This is a genomic window from Azospirillum sp. (genome assembly GCF_035627195.1).
In the GTDB taxonomy this organism is placed as follows: Bacteria; Pseudomonadota; Alphaproteobacteria; order Azospirillales; family Azospirillaceae; genus Azospirillum.
In genome coordinates this window covers 21,459-37,566 of record NZ_DASPMG010000080.1, presented here as the reverse complement: position 1 = coordinate 37,566, position 16,108 = coordinate 21,459, and the positions used below count along the sequence as shown (strand labels likewise).

Annotated in this window: 20 protein-coding genes; 11 read left to right on the top strand and 9 right to left on the bottom strand. The window is 68.9% G+C overall.

Going from position 1 to position 16,108, the window contains the following annotated elements; genetic code table 11:
* Nucleotides 1-238: 238 nt before the first annotated feature.
* The 3 genes from VED21_RS06970 to VED21_RS06960 are packed head-to-tail and all read right to left on the bottom strand — an operon-like array spanning nucleotide 239 to nucleotide 2,394.
* The gene (locus VED21_RS06970) at nucleotides 239-712 is read right to left on the bottom strand and encodes a hypothetical protein (RefSeq protein WP_324881604.1); all 474 of its coding nucleotides are present in this window, start codon (nucleotides 710-712) and stop codon (nucleotides 239-241) included.
* On the bottom strand, nucleotides 675-1,040 hold the full coding sequence (locus tag VED21_RS06965; RefSeq protein WP_324881603.1) for a nucleotidyltransferase domain-containing protein: 366 nt from the start codon (nucleotides 1,038-1,040) through the stop codon (nucleotides 675-677). The genes VED21_RS06970 and VED21_RS06965 overlap by 38 nt, the downstream gene beginning before the upstream one ends.
* Before the next feature lie 10 nt (nucleotides 1,041-1,050).
* Complete coding sequence (locus VED21_RS06960) at nucleotides 1,051-2,394, bottom strand: glutamine synthetase family protein (protein WP_324881602.1); 1,344 nt, start codon at nucleotides 2,392-2,394, stop codon at nucleotides 1,051-1,053.
* 197 nt (nucleotides 2,395-2,591) lie between these two features.
* Between VED21_RS06960 and VED21_RS06955 the strand changes: the two genes are divergently transcribed.
* The 4 genes from VED21_RS06955 to VED21_RS06940 all read left to right on the top strand — a co-directional run bounded on the left by VED21_RS06955 (nucleotide 2,592) and on the right by VED21_RS06940 (nucleotide 6,377).
* Complete coding sequence (locus tag VED21_RS06955) at nucleotides 2,592-3,872, top strand: FAD-binding oxidoreductase (protein ID WP_324881601.1); 1,281 nt, start codon at nucleotides 2,592-2,594, stop codon at nucleotides 3,870-3,872.
* A 102-nt stretch (nucleotides 3,873-3,974) separates the two neighbouring features.
* Nucleotides 3,975-4,973, top strand: a complete 999-nt coding sequence (locus tag VED21_RS06950) for a hypothetical protein (RefSeq protein ID WP_324881600.1) — start codon at nucleotides 3,975-3,977, stop codon at nucleotides 4,971-4,973.
* A gap of 7 nt (nucleotides 4,974-4,980) precedes the next feature.
* Nucleotides 4,981-5,250 (top strand): TfoX/Sxy family protein, encoded by a 270-nt coding sequence (locus tag VED21_RS06945; protein ID WP_324881599.1) that lies wholly within the window; start codon nucleotides 4,981-4,983, stop codon nucleotides 5,248-5,250.
* A 53-nt stretch (nucleotides 5,251-5,303) separates the two neighbouring features.
* Nucleotides 5,304-6,377: a ParA family protein gene (locus VED21_RS06940; RefSeq protein WP_324881598.1), complete on the top strand. Its 1,074-nt coding sequence runs from the start codon at nucleotides 5,304-5,306 to the stop codon at nucleotides 6,375-6,377.
* Between the two features lie 142 nt (nucleotides 6,378-6,519).
* On the opposite strand, the gene VED21_RS06935 is transcribed toward VED21_RS06940, so the two are convergent.
* Nucleotides 6,520-7,863 (bottom strand): aspartate aminotransferase family protein, encoded by a 1,344-nt coding sequence (locus VED21_RS06935; RefSeq protein WP_324881597.1) that lies wholly within the window; start codon nucleotides 7,861-7,863, stop codon nucleotides 6,520-6,522.
* 273 nt (nucleotides 7,864-8,136) lie between these two features.
* Between VED21_RS06935 and VED21_RS06930 the strand changes: the two genes are divergently transcribed.
* The 3 genes from VED21_RS06930 (at nucleotide 8,137) to VED21_RS06920 (ending at nucleotide 10,584) form a co-directional block, all read left to right on the top strand.
* Nucleotides 8,137-8,820: a hypothetical protein gene (locus tag VED21_RS06930; RefSeq protein WP_324881596.1), complete on the top strand. Its 684-nt coding sequence runs from the start codon at nucleotides 8,137-8,139 to the stop codon at nucleotides 8,818-8,820.
* A 104-nt stretch (nucleotides 8,821-8,924) separates the two neighbouring features.
* A complete protein-coding gene (locus VED21_RS06925) occupies nucleotides 8,925-9,689 on the top strand; it encodes a metallophosphoesterase family protein (RefSeq protein WP_324881595.1) in 765 nt (254 codons plus the stop codon).
* A gap of 40 nt (nucleotides 9,690-9,729) precedes the next feature.
* Nucleotides 9,730-10,584, top strand: a complete 855-nt coding sequence (locus VED21_RS06920; protein WP_324881593.1) for a sulfotransferase — start codon at nucleotides 9,730-9,732, stop codon at nucleotides 10,582-10,584.
* A 2-nt stretch (nucleotides 10,585-10,586) separates the two neighbouring features.
* On the opposite strand, the gene VED21_RS06915 is transcribed toward VED21_RS06920, so the two are convergent.
* Nucleotides 10,587-11,006, bottom strand: coding sequence for a hypothetical protein (locus VED21_RS06915; protein WP_324881592.1), 420 nt, complete (start codon nucleotides 11,004-11,006; stop codon nucleotides 10,587-10,589).
* A 356-nt stretch (nucleotides 11,007-11,362) separates the two neighbouring features.
* On the opposite strand from VED21_RS06915, the gene VED21_RS06910 reads away from it, so the two are divergent.
* Entirely contained in the window at nucleotides 11,363-11,593 is a 231-nt protein-coding gene (locus VED21_RS06910; protein WP_324881591.1) for a hypothetical protein, read from the top strand.
* 50 nt (nucleotides 11,594-11,643) lie between these two features.
* Here VED21_RS06910 and VED21_RS06905 read toward each other — a convergent pair whose 3' ends face one another.
* From VED21_RS06905 to VED21_RS06890, 4 genes are all read right to left on the bottom strand, one after another.
* Complete coding sequence (locus VED21_RS06905) at nucleotides 11,644-12,132, bottom strand: YajQ family cyclic di-GMP-binding protein (protein ID WP_324881590.1); 489 nt, start codon at nucleotides 12,130-12,132, stop codon at nucleotides 11,644-11,646.
* An 88-nt stretch (nucleotides 12,133-12,220) separates the two neighbouring features.
* On the bottom strand, nucleotides 12,221-12,733 hold the full coding sequence (locus tag VED21_RS06900) for a hypothetical protein (protein ID WP_324881589.1): 513 nt from the start codon (nucleotides 12,731-12,733) through the stop codon (nucleotides 12,221-12,223).
* Nucleotides 12,734-12,737: 4 nt separating this feature from the next.
* Nucleotides 12,738-13,346, bottom strand: a complete 609-nt coding sequence (locus VED21_RS06895) for a hypothetical protein (RefSeq protein ID WP_324881588.1) — start codon at nucleotides 13,344-13,346, stop codon at nucleotides 12,738-12,740.
* Complete coding sequence (locus VED21_RS06890) at nucleotides 13,339-14,028, bottom strand: MotA/TolQ/ExbB proton channel family protein (RefSeq protein ID WP_324881587.1); 690 nt, start codon at nucleotides 14,026-14,028, stop codon at nucleotides 13,339-13,341. Before VED21_RS06890 ends, VED21_RS06895 begins: the two co-directional genes overlap by 8 nt.
* Before the next feature lie 234 nt (nucleotides 14,029-14,262).
* On the opposite strand from VED21_RS06890, the gene VED21_RS06885 reads away from it, so the two are divergent.
* The 3 genes from VED21_RS06885 to VED21_RS06875 all read left to right on the top strand — a co-directional run bounded on the left by VED21_RS06885 (nucleotide 14,263) and on the right by VED21_RS06875 (nucleotide 16,039).
* A complete protein-coding gene (locus tag VED21_RS06885; RefSeq protein ID WP_324881586.1) occupies nucleotides 14,263-14,697 on the top strand; it encodes a CBS domain-containing protein in 435 nt (144 codons plus the stop codon).
* A 109-nt stretch (nucleotides 14,698-14,806) separates the two neighbouring features.
* Nucleotides 14,807-15,247, top strand: coding sequence for a hypothetical protein (locus VED21_RS06880; protein WP_324881585.1), 441 nt, complete (start codon nucleotides 14,807-14,809; stop codon nucleotides 15,245-15,247).
* Nucleotides 15,248-15,370: 123 nt separating this feature from the next.
* The gene (locus VED21_RS06875; RefSeq protein WP_324881584.1) at nucleotides 15,371-16,039 is read left to right on the top strand and encodes a hypothetical protein; all 669 of its coding nucleotides are present in this window, start codon (nucleotides 15,371-15,373) and stop codon (nucleotides 16,037-16,039) included.
* Nucleotides 16,040-16,108 lie beyond the last annotated feature (69 nt).

Below are 16,108 nucleotides of genomic sequence, written 5' to 3'. Positions count from 1 at the left end.
GTAGTCGTTCCAGATGTAGATGTTGAGCGGCTTCTTGGCCTGGGCGTGCGCGGCGCCGGACACCGCGACGGCGGCGATGGCGGCCAGGGCGCTGAGCGCGAGTCGTTTCTTCATGAAGGCCCCCGACTGTTCTGCATTGGCGCGGCCGCACGTCCTGCGCCGCGGGCGTTCCCGACGCCGCAGGTATGAAGACGGGGTACGAACGGCTTGTCAACGGGAAGGGGGCGGTGGACGGCGGCTACATCCCACCCATGGCGGCGGCGAACGCCTCGAAGTCCCGGCGGAACAGCGGCAGCACCCGGCGCAGACGCTCCAGGTTGTCGTCGATATCGGGGTCGCGCAGATCGATGCCGTAGTGGCTGCGCACCGCATGCCGGAACCGGCGCAGGTCGTCGAGCAACGCGCGGGTCTCGGCGCCGATGACCGCTGGCCGCACGCCGCCGATGTCGAGCGTCATCACCTCCAGGAGCTTCGCATACCACGCGCCGCCCTGCGGCACGTGCCCGTCGATGTCCTCGGCGATCCCCTTGAGGATCCCTTCCAGGCCCGAGAACACGCCTTCGATGCCGCCCGCGACGCTTGTGCGCCGCGCCCAATCGGCAGCGAGCGTCCGCTCCATGCCGGCGAACAGCCGCACGGCCTCCTCGATGCGCACAAACTCCTGCTCGGCTTTTTCAAGCTGATGCGCGAGACGGGCGAAGATCGGCTGCACGCAGCGTCCTTTCCAGGATGAAGGGGCGGTCGGCGTCGGACACCCGGTCGGCGAACAGGACGTCGAACGGGAAATCCTCCATCGCCCGCTCGACGATGGCGATGACCGCTTCCGGCGCCAGACCGCGCCGGTCCTCGACGAACAGGTCGACGTCGGAGTGGCCCAGGAAGCGCCCACGCGCCAGCGACCCGACGACGACCGCCGGCACGCCGGCGCCGTCCAGCGCTTCCAGCGCCGCCAACGCCCGCCGCGCCGCCTCGCGACGGCGCGTTTCGGCACGCTCGCGCAGCAGACGGCCGATCGGGGTGTCGTCGGGAAGGCGGCTCATACCCCGCATCCTACACGTTCAGCAGCAGGTTCTCGCGCTCCCACGAGCTGATGACGCGCTGGTAGGCCTCGTACTCCGCCTCCTTCACGCAGGTGAAGGCGGCGATGAACTTCTCGCCGAAGACCTCCCTCACCGGCTTGCAGCCGTTGAACTTGGCCAGCGCGTCGCTCTGGTGGCGGGGCAGCGTGAACGCCAGGCGGTAGGCGGAGCCCTTCACCGGGTCGTTCGGTTCCAGCCCCTGCACCATGCCCAGATACCCGCAGGCCAGCGACGCCGCGATGGCGAGGTAGGGGTTGGCGTCGGCGCCGGCCACGCGGTTCTCCACCCGGCGCGAATCCGGCGCCGACACCGGCACGCGCAGGCCCGTGGTGCGGTTGTCGCGGCCCCAGTGCACGTTGATCGGCGCGTCCGAGTTCGGCACCAGCCGGCGGTAGGAGTTCACGTTGGGCGCCAGCAGCGGCATCACGTAGGGCAGGAACTTCTGCAGGCCCGCCACGTGCGCCATGAACAGCGCGCTGTCGGTGCCGTCGGGGTTGGAGAACAGGTTGCGTCCCGTCTCCGTGTCCACCACCGACTGGTGGATGTGCATGGCGCTGCCCGGCTCGTTCTGCATGGGCTTGGCCATGAAGGTGGCGTAGATGTGGTGGCGCATCGCCGCCTCGCGCGCCGTGCGCTTGAACAGGAACGCCTGGTCGGCCAGTTCCAGCGCGTCGCCATGGTTGAAGTTGATCTCGATCTGCGCGGCACCCGCCTCGTGCGTCAGGGTGTCGATGTCGATGTCCTGCGCCTCGCAGTAGTCGTAGACATCCTCGAAGACGGGATCGAACTCGTTGACTGCGTCGATGCCGAAGGCCTGCCGCCCGCTCTCCACCCGGCCATTGCGCCCCACCGGCGGCAGCAGCGGGTAGTCGGGGTCCTTGTTCACCTGGACCAGGAAGAACTCCAGCTCCGGTGCCACCACCGGCTTCCAGCCGCGCTCCTCGTACAGCGCCAGGATGCGCTTCAGCACGTGGCGCGGCGAGAAGTCCACCGGCAAGCCGTCGGCGTAGACGCAGTCGGTGATGACCTGGGCGGTCGGTTCCTCGTACCAGGGGACGAAGCGGATCGTCCGCTCGTCCGGGATCATGTAGATGTCCGAGTTCTCGTCCGAGGTGACGTCCTCGTCGTCCGGATAGTCGCCGGTCACCGTCTGCACGAAGATCGCCTCGGGCAGGCGCAGGCCGCGGTCGCGCAGGATGCGCAGGAACTTCTCGGCCGGAACGATCTTGCCCCGCGCGATCCCCGACATGTCGGGCACCAGGCACTCGACCTCGGTAATGCGGTTCTTCTTGATGAAATCGTCCATGAACGGCATGAAACAATCGGTCCGCGACGGGCGCGGACGCCTCCGAATGTGGGCTCTCCCTTCAATATGGGTTGCAACGGGGTCCGGACGCCAGTGCGAAGAGGGGCAATACCGCTATCCGGGCCTCCATCTGGGCCTCCGTCCGGCAACCCCGTTATGCCCAAGCCGGCGTTGACGCCCGCGCCTCCCGCCCGTATCCCCTGGGCATGACGTCCCGGCGCCACGCCTCCTCCTGGTACGCCGCGACCGCCAACCCGCATCCTCCGCACCCGCCCCTGGAGGGCACGGTCCGCTGCGACGTGTGCGTGGTCGGCGGCGGCTACACCGGCCTGACGGCCGCGCTCGAACTGGCCGAGCGCGGGATGGACGTCGTGCTGCTGGAGGCCGAGCGGGTCGGCTGGGGCGCTTCCGGCCGCAACGGCGGGCAGATCATCACCGGCTACAACAAGCCGATGGCGACGATCGAGCGCTGGATGGGCCGCGATGACGCGCGCCTGCTCTGGCAGCTGGCGGAGGAAGCGACCGCCCAGCTCTTCGAGCGGGTGGAGAAGCACGGCATCCGCTGCGACCTGACCCGCGGCTTCGTCCTGGCGGCGCTCAAGGAGCGTCACATGGCCGAGCTGGACGAGGTCATGCGGGAGATGCGCGACGCCTACGGCTATCCGCACCTGCGGCGGCTCGACCGCGACGGCGTCGCCGCCATGGTGGACAGCCCACGCTACATCGGCGGGCTGTACGACGAGGGCAGCGGCCACCTTCACCCGCTGAACTACGCGCTTGGCCTCGCCGACGCGGGGCTCGCCGCCGGGGTGCGGATCTTCGAAGGCTCGCGTGCCCTGTCGCTGGAAACCGGCCTGCTGCCGGCGGTGGTGACGGCGCGTGGGCGGGTGCAGGCGCGCTTCCTGGTGCTGGCCGGCAACGCCTACCTGGGCGGACTGGTGCCGCAGATGACGGGCATGATCATGCCCGTCGCCACGCAGATCATCGTCACCGAACCGCTGGGGGTGGAGCGCGCCCGGGCTCTGCTTCCCAACAATGCGGCCGTGTCCGACATGAACTTCGTGCTCGACTACTACCGCCGCACCAGCGACCACCGGCTGCTGTTCGGCGGCGGCGCCAACTATTCCGGGCGCGATACGCCAGGCGGCAAGGAACTGCTGCGCTTCAAGATGCAGCGCGTCTTCCCGCAGCTTCGCGACGTGGCGGTCGACTATTCCTGGTCCGGCAAGGTCGCCATCACCATGAACCGCATGCCCCAGGTCGGCCGGCTGACGCCCAACGTCCTGTTCGCGCACGGCTATTCCGGGCACGGGGTGGCGCTGGCCGGCCTCGCCGGGCGCCTGATCGCCGAGGCGGTGGCGGGCACCGACGGCCGCTTCGACCTGTTCGCCCGCATCCCGCACACGCCCTTCCCTGGCGGCCAGCGCTTGCGCACGCCGGCGCTTGTCCTCGCGATGCTCTGGTTCCGGCTGCGCGACCTGCTGTAACCTGGGTCCTCGCACCCGGAACAGCGACACACGACCGCAACGACGTTGCGCGTGGTGTGGTTTATCTGTACGGATATCGACGTCTCCACGGCCGCCGGATTCATGACCGACCTGTCCAACATCGCCGCCGCCGCCGATCAGGCCAGCCAGCCGGACGCCGACGCCCCGCCGATGCGGGAGACGCATTTCGATTTCCAGCACAAGGTGTTCAGCCTCCCCGCCGCCTATTTCGCGGTGGAGCCGAACTCGAAGGAGCCGGTGCTGAACATCCTCCTGGGCGACCTGAAGGCGGCGCTGCCCTTCAACACCCTGAAGGAATCCTTCCAGATCGCCGAGGACAGCCACGACGCCCGTCTTCTGGAAACGGTCGCCAAGGGCCTGCACTACGTGAAGCAGATCCGCCCCGGCGAGAAGATCCCCGGCGAGCTGCTGGACGGTACCGCCTCATGGTCGGTGGAGGACAAGCACCGCATGATCGCCCGCGGGCGCCTGACGGTGCAGCTCGTGTCCTGGATCACCGGGTCGGAGATGATCGTCGTCGATCTCGAAGAGCTGGAGCAGATCGTCGAGGACCCGGGGACCAAGCAGCGCCTGAAGACCGCCTTCAAGCAGATCGCCGAGAAGCTGGGCATCCAGGACGCCAACGCCGAGCAGTACATCAACGACCGCATCGACGACCTGACGCAGGAGCTGTCGTACATCGAGGCGCTGCGCGACCGCTTCAAGCACATCCGCGCCATCGGCGACGCGCTGGTGAAGATGACGCAGATCTACCGCACCGACCGCACCTTCTGTTCGGAGCTGCAGCGCATGCAGGGCCTGATCAAGAAGCCGCTGCGGGAGTTCGACTCGATCTTCGACCAGGCCGATGCGCAGACCGGCGAGATCGTCGGCGCCCTGAAGGACTTCCAGACCACCGTCACCTTCATCCGCAAGATCCGCGACGACCTGCGCGGCCGCCTGATCGAGTGGGAGGACCTGCTCCAGGCCTGGGACGGCGTGCCGGTGGAACGCTCGCAGCAGATCGAGCAGCTGCAGAAGATGACCTACCGTTTCCTCGCCAGCCGCTACATCGAATCCAAGGTGTGGGAGCGGAAGTAGGGGCACCATGGCGCCGCGCCCCATCCACCTGATGCCCGGCATCGGGCCGAAGTCCGCCCAGTGGCTGGCCGAAGCCGGGATCGAGACGGAGGAGGAGCTGCGCACCCTCGGTGCCGTCGCCGCCTACCGCCGCCTCAAGCACCGGGACCCGAAGCGGGTGACGCGCAACATGCTGTGGAGCCTGCACGGTGCCTTGACCGGCGTCCCCTGGAACCGTATCGACGACGGCACCAAGAGGCGCCTGCTCGCCGAGGCGGAAGGAACGCCCGCAGGCTGAACCCCCGCAGGCTGCCCACCCACAGGCTGAACCAACGACGACACGGAACCGCGATGCAGGACCAGGACGACGTCTTCGACCAGCCGCTGACGCGGCAGCCCACGATCCTGTCGGTCTACAACCAGAAGGGCGGCGTCGGAAAGACGACCACGGCGGTCAACCTCGCCATCAGCTTGGCTGCCTTGGGCAAAAGCGTCGTCCTCATCGACTTCGATCCGCAGAGCAGCGCCACCAGCAACTTCCTGCTGACCGGCAAGGCGAAGGTCGGCATCCACGACCTGCTGAACCAGGAGGTGTTCGTCGAGGATGCGGTGACGCCCACCAGCTTTGACGGGCTGTCGATGATCGTCGGCGCGCGCAAGCTGTACTCGCTGGAACACGCGCTCGACCAGCCGCGCGGCGGATCGCAGCGCGGCCTGCGCAAGGCGCTGTACTTCACCAACGACCCGCCCGACTACATCGTCATCGACTGCCCGCCCGCACTCGGCCATCTGGCGGCCGGCGCGCTGGCCGCGTCGGACCGGCTGGTGGTGCCGGTGTTCCCCGGCCGCTACGCGCTGGACGGGCTGCAGCGCACCATGTCGGTGGTCGAGCACATCCAGAAGGGCATGAACCCGAACCTGGGCATCGCCGGCATCCTGATGCTGTCGGTCACCAACGACGAGGTCGGCCGGGAATCGCTGGCCCAGCTGCGCGCCGGCTATGCCAACCTGATGTTCCGCACCGCCGTCCCCTACGACGTAGACGTGGTGAAGGCGACCTACCGGCGCATGCCGGTCACCATCTTCAGCCCCGATGGGCGCACCGCCGCCCGCTTCCTGGCGCTGGCGGCCGAGATCATCGGCGGTCGCGGCCATGCCCCGTCGGAGGCCGACCTGAAGCCGGCGCTGGAACGCATCCGCGCCTGGCACGCCGACAACGACGCCGCCTACACCGGCGCGCAGCGCCCCACCCCGGAGGGCGAGGCCGACGACACGCCCCGCAACGGTGCGCCGTCCAGCAAGGCCAAGTCGCGGACGGGGCTCGCGCTGGCCATGGGGGTTCTGGGTCTGCTCGTCGGCTTCGCCGCCGGCACCTTCGCCGGCCAGCCGCTGCTGGGTGCGATCATGGCGGCGCTGAACGGATAGGTCTCCGCGTCGCGGTTGCCCCCTCCCGCCCTTCGCTTGCGCTCCGGGCACCCTCCCCCGCGTTGCGGTGGAGGGTATAACGGCGGCAGTCCCCTCCACCGCCTTAGCGGGGGAGGGTTAGGGAGGGGGCAAAACGACGTCCCTACGCCACCCCGCGCAGCACCGTCGCCAGCGTTCCGACCAGCTCGTCGATGTGCTCCTTCTCGATGATCAGCGGCGGCGACAGCGCAATGATGTCGCCGGTGGTGCGCACAAGGATGCCCTTCTCGTACGCCTTCACGAACGCCTCGTAGGCGCGCTTGCCCGGCTCGCCCGGCCGCGGCTCCAGCTCCACGGCGCCCACGAGGCCGATGTTGCGCAGGTCGATGACGTGCGGAAGGCCCTTCAGGCTGTGGATCGCGTCGGCCCAGTACTCCTCCAGGCCGCGGGCGCGCTCGAACAGCCCCTCCTCCTCGTAGGTGTCCAGCGTCGCCTCGGCCGCGGCGCAGGCCAGCGGGTGGCCGGAGTAGGTGTAGCCGTGGAACAGCTCGATCACGTGCTCCGGCCCGGTCATCAGCGCGTCGTGCACGGCGCCGCGCACGAACACGGCACCCATCGGCACCACGCCGTTGGTGATGCCCTTGGCGACCGTCACCATGTCCGGCACCACGCCGAAGCGCTCCACCGCGAAGCTGGTGCCCAGGCGGCCGAAGCCGGTGATCACCTCGTCGAAGATCAGCAGGATGCCGTGCCTGTCGCAGATGGCGCGCAGCTTCTCCAGATAGCCCTTGGGCGGCAGCAGCACGCCGGTGGAGCCTGCCACCGGCTCGACGATCACCGCGGCGATGGTGGAGGCGTCGTGCAGCGCCACGATGCGCTCCAACTCGTCGGCAAGGTGGGCGCCCCATTCCGGCTGGCCGCGCGTGAACGCCTGTTTCTCCCGGTTATAAGTGTGCGGCATGTGGTCGACGCCCGGCAGCATGGCCGGGGCGAAGGCCTTGCGGTTGCCGACGATGCCGCCCACCGACAGCCCGCCGAAACCGACGCCGTGGTAGCCGCGCTCGCGCCCGATGAAGCGGAAGCGGTTCCCCTCCCCGCGCGCCCGGTGGTAGGCCAGCGCGATCTTCAGCGCCGTGTCCACCGATTCCGAGCCGGAGTTGGTGTAGAACACGTGGTCCAGGTCGCCCGGCATCAGCCGCGTCAGGCGGTTGGCCAGGGAGAACTGGCGCGGGTGGCCCATCTGGAAGGGCGGCGCGTAGTCCAACTCGGCGATCTGCCGCTGCACGGCCTGCACGATCTTCGGCCGCGCGTGGCCGGCGTTGCAGCACCACAGGCCGGCCGTGCCGTCCAGCACCCGGCGCCCGTCGTGCGAGGTGTAATGCATGCCCTCCGCCCCCACCAGCAAGCGCGGTGCGGCCTTGAACTGGCGGTTGGCGGTGAACGGCATCCAATAGGCGGCGAGGTCGTTCGGCCGCACCTCGGCCGCGGAGCCCGTGCTCCCATCCATGATGTCTCTTCCCTCTCCGAAGTTTCCCGGCGTGCGTTTGTGAAAGCCTAGACCCATGGCGCCTACCGCTCAAGCGGCCGAACGGCGCAGGCGGCATAGGCCGCCGGAGCAATGATGGACAGGGCGGCAATGAAGGACAGGGCGATGATCGATGGGGCAATGGTCACAGCCCCGGTGTGATCCCGTTAACGGTGGCGAAAGTTCCGGATCCCTATCGTGCCCGACAACCCGCCACCGGCATCGGCGGGGATTGCGGCGAAAGGTCTTCGGCTCATGGTTCGGTGGTGGGGTTTCCCGGTGCTGTTCGGCCTTCTGGCCGCCGCGTCCCTGTCCACGACGCCCGCCGGGGCGGCGGAGCCCTGGAGCGTGGAGTGCACCGGCAGCGGCCCGGCCCGCCGGTGCAGCGCCAGCACCGTGCAGGGCTACGCCAACAACCGCGGCGGCCGGGGCGAGGTGGTGGTCAGCCTCGTGCGCGACGCCGCCTGCACGACGCTGCACGTGGTGTTCGACGGCCCGGTGGACCTCGACCGCCCGGTGACGCTGGCGGTGGACGGCGCCGCCCGGCAGGCGTTCTACACCTCGGCCGACCTCTCCCTGCTCGCCCAGGCGCTGGACGAAGGGTGGGCGCTGCGTGACGCGCCGGTGGAGTTCGCGCGCTTCCTGGCCGACGCCCACGGCGGCGCCATGCCGGGGATCGAACCGGCCGACGAGATGCTCAACCGCTTCGCCGCCGTGAAGGAGCAGCGCCGCGCCGGGGTTGCCTGTGCGCCGATGCGGCGGCTGCTGCCGGCCATGATGCAGGGCCGCACCCTGCGCCTGGAGTTCTCGGCCGAGCCGCGCTCCGCCACCCAGGTCTACCACTGGCCGGGCCTGACGCGCCGCTCGGTCGAGGTGGCGCTCGACGGGCTGGCCGCCGCGCTGGAGGGTGCCTCCATCGGATTGGTGGCCAATCACTGAAGGGAGCACCGGCGGCCACTCGCAATTGCGTGCCCATCGCCCTAAGTCATGCACAATGGCGGCGGTGGACGATACGCAGCGAGGAGCGGGTGGTTTTCGGGCTGTTGAGGGCACGCAGGACGCAGCAGGGCTCGGCCGGCGCACCGCCGCGGGTGCCGGACCGGCATCTCGTCTACGCCGTCGGCGACATCCACGGCCGCGCCGACCTGCTGGAACGGATGCTGGCGCAGATCGCCGACGACGCCGCGCGGCGCCCGGACTTCGCCAAGTACATCATCTATCTCGGCGACTACGTCGACCGCGGGCCGGACTCCGCCCTGGTGGTCGAACGGCTGCTGGCCGGCCCGCCGCCGGGTTTCGGCGCCATCCACCTGAAGGGCAACCACGAGGTGGCGCTGCTGGACTTCCTGAACGACGTGCGCATCGGCCCGACGTGGTTCGCCGACAACATCGGCGGCGGCATGACGGTGGCCAGCTACGGCGTGCTGCCCCCGGCCGACCCGAACGATCCCGATCATCTGGCGGCGGCGCAGGCCCACTTCCGCGCCGCCCTGCCGGCCGCGCACCGGGCCTTCCTGACCAAGGATCTGCGCACGCACGTGACGATCGGCGACTACCTGTTCGTGCATGCCGGCATCCGCCCCGGCGTGCCGCTGGCCGAACAGCGGGAGGAGGACCTGCTGTGGATCCGGCGCGACTTCCTCAATTCCACCGCCGACCACGGCAAGATCGTGGTGCACGGCCACACCATCGCGCCGGAACCGGAGCAGCGCGCCAACCGCATCGGCATCGACACCGGCGCCTACGCCACCGGCCGCCTGACGTGTCTCGCCCTGGAGGGCGCGGAGCAGCGCTTCCTCAGCACGTGAGCCTTGCCGCCCTGCCCCGCTCCGTGGAATGGTCGCGGCCATGACCGAGATGAAAAAGCCCGAGAGCCTGAAAGACATCGAGGACCGCCTCAAGGCGGCGTTCGAGCGCGAGATCTTCTTCGTCGTCGGCTCACCGCAGTCGGGCGGCACCCGCGTGCAGCGCATGCTGGACGCGCACCCGGAGATCCGTTGCGCCGGCGAGGGCCACTTCACCGACTGGTTCGGCCCGCCGCTGAAGGACCTGCTGGGCGAGTACAACGACCGCCTCGCCGCCAACAACGAAGCACTCTACCACGGCCAGGGCCACTACACCGGCTACACCACCGGCGACTTCCGCTATCTGCTGAAGACGGCCATGGGTCTGGCCTGGGCCAAGCTCGACCTGCCTCCTGAGAAGCGCCTGCTGGGCGAGAAGACGCCGATCCTCACCCAGCGCCTGGAGTTTCTGGAGATCCTCTTCCCGGAGGCCAAGGTGCTGCACGTGGTGCGCGACGGGCGCGAGGCCACCGCCTCTGCGGTCGCCCAGCGCCTGAGCCAGGGTGGCGACCCGGCGCTCACCCCCGGCAGCCCGGCGTGGTACGATCTGGTCGCGGCGGCCGCCCGCGGCTGGTCGGAGGCGACGCGCGCCTGCCTCGTCTTCGGCGCCAGCCGGCCAGAGCGCTATCACGAGGTCCGCACCGAAGACCTGCACGCCGATCCGCGCCCGCACCTGGGCGCCGTCCTGCGCTTCCTGGGTGCCGGCGACACGCCGTCCGACATCGACGCGTGCCTGACTGCCGTCGGCGAGCCGCCCGCCACGGCACCGCTGTTCGAAACGCTGCTCGACGAGCGGGCGCGGCAGTTCGTGATCGACCTGCAAGGCCCGCTGCTGCGGCAATTCGATTATTTGGACTGAACTCAGCCCTGGGCCGCCATCAGGTGGGCCATCCAGCGGAAGTCGCCGGCAACAGCAACCTGCCCCGCCGCGACCTGCCCCGCCTCCTGCGCCGCGGGGCTGAGCCCCGCCGTGGGCTGCGGCACCGATTCGGCATCGTCGCCCAGCGCATCGAAGCCACCCTGTGCGATCAGCGAGGCCATCGGCGCGCCGACCCGCTGTGCGTCCGGCGCGGGGCGGGTCGGCGACGGCCCCGCCGGCGCGGCGGGCGGCAGGCCCTCACCCTCTGCCGACGCCGCGCCGGTGTCGTTCAAAGCCTCCAGCATGGCTGCGAAGTGCAGGCTCTGCGCCACGGAGTCGTGCGGCTTGCCCACACCGCCCCGCACCTCGTCGGTGCGCGGCTGCTGGATCCGCAAGGCGTCCGTGTTCATCAGAGTCGTCATGGCAGAGTCTCGAACGGATGGCGACCTGTCCGATCCCATGCAATCCCGATGCCTGTCTGGCGGCGACGGGAATCAACGGCTTGACGCCGCGCCGTCCGGCAATCCCTGCCGGCAGGACCCGGCAAATCCTGCCGCCGCCCGGCAAGAACTTCCCAGGGGGCCTACGCCCGTGTTACCTTGTATTTATGACGAATTGAACAGGGACGCTGCATTGCACACGGCCCTCTGTTCGGCGAGAATGCCTTCGACTCGCAACCGCTCCCGCCTTGCTCCCGGTTCTTAACGCCGGTCAAGGCGGGGTGCGCACCGATGCCGGACATTGGCGCCCGACCACGCGACGGCGGACACGCACGACCATGATTGACGACCCGATGAGCGACGCGCTCGACGACCTGCACCGCGATGCCATGGAGTTCATCGAGAGCAAGGTCGAGGACGGCCATTCCAGCGTGCTGGTCGGGTTGACCCTGCTGTCGATGGGCTCGGTTCTGCTGTCCCGCAGCCTGGGCCACAAGGACGCCGCCGACGTGGTCGACATCCTGCGCAAGCGCCTGGGCACCGGCGAAGCCGACGGGCTGCTGCACTGAAACGCACGGACGTTGGGTCGAGGCGCCAGCCGAAAACCCAACGCCGGTCATCAATCCCGGAAGTTCACATATTGCAGCGGCTGTTCGATCTTCAGGCCGCGCACGTGCTGGATGGCGTCCTGCAGGTCGTCGCGCTTCTTGCCGGTGACGCGCAGCTCGTCGCCCTGGATCGACACCTGGACCTTCAGCTTGCTGTCCTTGATCGCCTTGACGATCTGCTTGGCGAGGTCCTGGGCGATGCCCTGGCGGACCTTGACGACATGGCGCACGGTGTCGCCGGCAGCCTTTTCCACCTTGGCCGAGAAGTCCAGGAAGTTGGCGTCCAGCTTGCGCCGGGTCATGTACACGCGCAGCAGCTCGTGCACCTGGTCCAGCTTCGTCTGGTCGTCGGCGTTGACGGTGATGTCGTTCTCGACCCGCTCCACCGTGCACTTGGAACCCTTGAAGTCGTAGCGCGTCTCGATCTCCCGGCGCACGCCGGCAAGCGCGTTGTCCACTTCGGCAAGCTCGGTCTTGGACACGATGTCGAACGACGGCATGGGCCTCCCCCCGCTGGATGTCGGTGCGGCCCCGAACGTAGTGGACGGCGGGGGCCGCCGTCCACTGCCAAGGATCAGGTCGGCCCGATCAGGTGGGCTGGCCGGGATGCTGGAATTCCACGCCCGGTCCCTGGTGCTGGTAGGGCTTGTCCGGCATCTTCGGCTGCGGCAGCGCATAGAAGCGCGGCTCGCGGTCGTCCCACGACTTCTCGAAGGGCAGGCGCATCACCGGCCGGGTGCCGTTGCGCTGTGCCTCGCGCATGGCCTCCTGCAGCTGCTCGGCCATCCGCTGGCTCCACGGCAGGCGGTAGAGGTTGGGCGCCTCGCTCCACAGGAGCGTCACGTAGATGGCCTCGTTCTCCACCATGGTGGCGCTCAGCACCTGGGCTTCCTTGACGTTGTTGCCCAGCCACTCCAGCGTCACCGGCTTGGCCTTGCCCAGCAGCGACGCCGGGGCCGCGTAGGCCGCCGGCAGCATCAGCGCGAAGAGGGCGAGGATGAGGGTCCGCGCCCGCGCGTTGCGGGCCCAGCGCAGCGCCGCCCACACCAGGAGCAGCGTGAGAATGGAAAACGCGACGAACAGAACGGTCAGGCTTTGCATGGCGCTAATTCCTGGCTGAACGCAATGGTTTGTGCAGCGCGTTCAAGCTCCCCGGAACGAGTTCGCCCTGCTCGTTCAGCTTGAAGCGGAAGGCGGTGACCTCCTGCCCCTCATGATCAAGACGCACGCGGGTTGCGGCGAGGGTTGCCGCACCCGATTCGTTTTCCTTCTTCACGCGGGCCACCACCCGCACCCACACCGGATAGGCGCTCTCCAGGTTGCGGAAGAGGTGGATGTTGACCGCGTACTCGCCCGGCGGGATGCCCCGGCTGAACGAGGTTTCGAAATTCACTTCCGTGGGGTCGGCGTAGCTGCCCAGGTCGTCGCGCAGCAGGTTGAAGATCAGGCCCGACTTGTTGGAATAGCCCACCGGCACGTCGCCCGGTGCCTGCACCCACAGGTCCACGTCGGTGCGCAGCTTGTCGTCCCAGCGCGCCTCGACGATGACGTTGCCGGGCGGCTCGGCGTCGGCCACGCCGGTGCCTTCCTTTCCCTTGGGGTTGATGTGCGGCAGCATCAGCAGGACCATGCAGACGAACCCCGCCAGCGCCAGGGTGATCATGTCGCGGAACACCGTCCCGGTGTCGTCTCCGTCACCCCAGGGATCAAACATGGGCAGCCCCGCCCGGTGAGGCGATGGAGCCGTTCACCGGCCGCGGGCGCAGCGGCGTGGGCGGACTGGCGGTCGTTCCGCCGCTGGGTCCATGTCCGTGCGCGGCGTCGATCAGCGCCGCCGCGAGATTGGCCGTCCCGGTGGCCAGAAGCTGGTAGTTGGCACCCAGCCAAAGGTTCAGCACCGAACCCACCAGCGTGGTGTAGAGCGCCACGCCCATGCCGTTGATCATGGTGCCGACCAGCGCGGTGATGGAGCCGCTGTCGGAGGCGTTGCTGGCGTTCACCCCCTTCAGCGCCATGACGAAGCCGACCACCGTGCCGATCAGCCCCAGCATCACCAGGGCGTTGGCGATGTGGCGGATGAAGGTGATGCGGCCGAACAGCCGCAGTTCCAGAGACCGCGTGGCCGGCTCGCCGGTGCGGGTCAGCGCGTGGCGGTAGACCTCCAGGCGGCCGCCCTCGCCGCGCTCGATGCAGTCGAGTTCGGCCGTGACCTTCTCGATCCGCCACGCGGTGGCGGCGACACCGATCAGGAACAGCACGAAGATCATGATGCAGATTCCGCTCGAATCCGCCTCGATGATCGTGCTGATCCATCCGTTGATCCACGCAAGCGCCAGCCCCGCCGCGCCAAACAGATTGATGGCGGCAAAGCGGCTCCACAACAGCCACTGGTTCATCGGCGCATCACCCTTGGAATTGCGGTGCGATGGGCAGGCCCGAACCCGTGGTTCCCCCATCAGCCCATGAACCCACACGTCACGGCAAAAGTTCCCGCAGGGCATTTGGGCGCGACGAAAGAACGAAGTACCGACTTCGCCGGCCGAAAACCCTGATCGGTTGGGAACTTCCCAAAGGTGTATCGGTTACTTGGCCGCACGCTTTCCGTTCATCGCGTTGCCAGGGAGAGTCGAATGAAGATCCGGGACATCATGACCAAGCAGGTCGAGATCGTGTCGCCTGATACCTCGCTGCGGGACGCCGCGCGCATGATGCGCGACGCCGACATCGGCTTCCTGCCGGTCGGCGAGAACGACCGGCTGGTGGGCACGCTGACCGACCGCGACATCGCCATCCGCGCCGTCGCCGACGGCAAGGATGCCAATGCCAAGGTGAGCGACGCCATGTCGCCGAGCATCGAATACGTGTTCGAGGACCAGGACTCCAGCGAGGCCGCGCAGCTCATGTCCTCCAAGCAGATCCGTCGCCTGCCGGTGATGAGCCGCGAGAAGCGGCTGGTCGGCGTGCTGGCCATCGGCGACCTCGCCACCAAGACGGGCGACGACGACGTGGTCGGCCAGACGGTGCAGGACGTCAGCGAACCGTCGAAGGGCTCGCAGAAGCGGTAAGCCGCATTCCTCGGACCCGATCCGATCAACCGCATCGTGTATTCCCTCCCCTCTCCCCCTGGGAGAGGGGGGCATTTCTGCGTGGGCGGAATGGGCGGAAGGGACGCTCATGGTCGCGTTGAGACTGCTGGCGCTCGCCCTCACGGCGCTCATCCTGGTTCCGAGCGGGGCGCACCTCTTCGAGCTTCCCGCCAAGACCGGCCTGGACCGCGACGCCTATTTCATCGTCCAGGGCATCTACGCCGGCTGGGCGCTGTTCGGAATCCCGATCGCCGCCGCCGCCCTCGCCAACGGCGCGCTCGCCCTGGCCGAGCGCCGGCGGGATCCCCACGCGGCACGCTGGGCCGGCGCGTCGGCCCTGCTGGTACTGGCGAGCCTGATGGTCTTCTTCCTCTGGGTCTTCCCGGCCAACCAGGAAACCGCGAACTGGACGCGCCAGCCGGAGGGCTGGGAGGTCTTGCGGCAGCGGTGGGAATGGGGACATGCGGCGAACGCGCTGATCGTGTTCGCCGCCTTCCTCGCGACCGCCGCCGCCGTGATCCGGCGATGACGTCGTCCGGCGATGACGTCGGCCGGCGATGACGGGCCGCACCGGTCGGCCGAACTGCGGAATAGACCGGCGGCGTCCGGCGTCTCATCCTGGTTGGCACAAGAACTTTCCGGGAGGACCACCATGAAGAGTGTGATGCACGGTGCGCTGCTGGCCGTGGCGCTGGCGGCGGGCTTCGGCAGCGGGGCGCAGGCGCAGGGCACGGCCGGCGAGATGACGTTCTTCGTCACCAGCGTCGGCAGCGGCAAGGGCGCCGACCTCGGCGGGCTGGAGGGCGCCGACCGCCACTGCCAGCAGCTGGCGCAAGCCGCAGGCGCCGGCAACCGCACATGGCGCGCCTACCTCAGCACCCAGGCTGCGGGCGGCCAGCCCGCGGTCAACGCGCGCGACCGCATCGGCCGCGGCCCCTGGCAGAACGCCAAGGGCGTGGTCGTCGCCCGCACCGTCGAGGAACTGCACGCAACCAACAACCTGAACAAGCAGACGGCCCTGACGGAGAAGGGCGAGCCCGTCAAAGGCCGCGGCGACTCCCCCAACGAGCACGACATCCTCACCGGCTCACAGCCGGACGGCACCGCCTTCGCGGGATCGGAGGACCGCACCTGCGGCAACTGGACCCGCAGCAGCACGGAGGGGGCGGTGATGGTCGGCCATCACGACCGCATGGGCCTGAACGAGGAGCCGCCCGCCAAGTCCTGGAACTCGTCCCACCCGTCGCGCGGCGGCTGCAGCCAGGACGCCTTGCGCGGCACCGGCGGCGCCGGCTACTTCTACTGCTTCGCCGCGAATTGAGCCTTCAAAACCCCTCCGGCCCTACGTGATGCACACATCATGGTGGAAGCTGAAAAAGCCCTTCTCCCC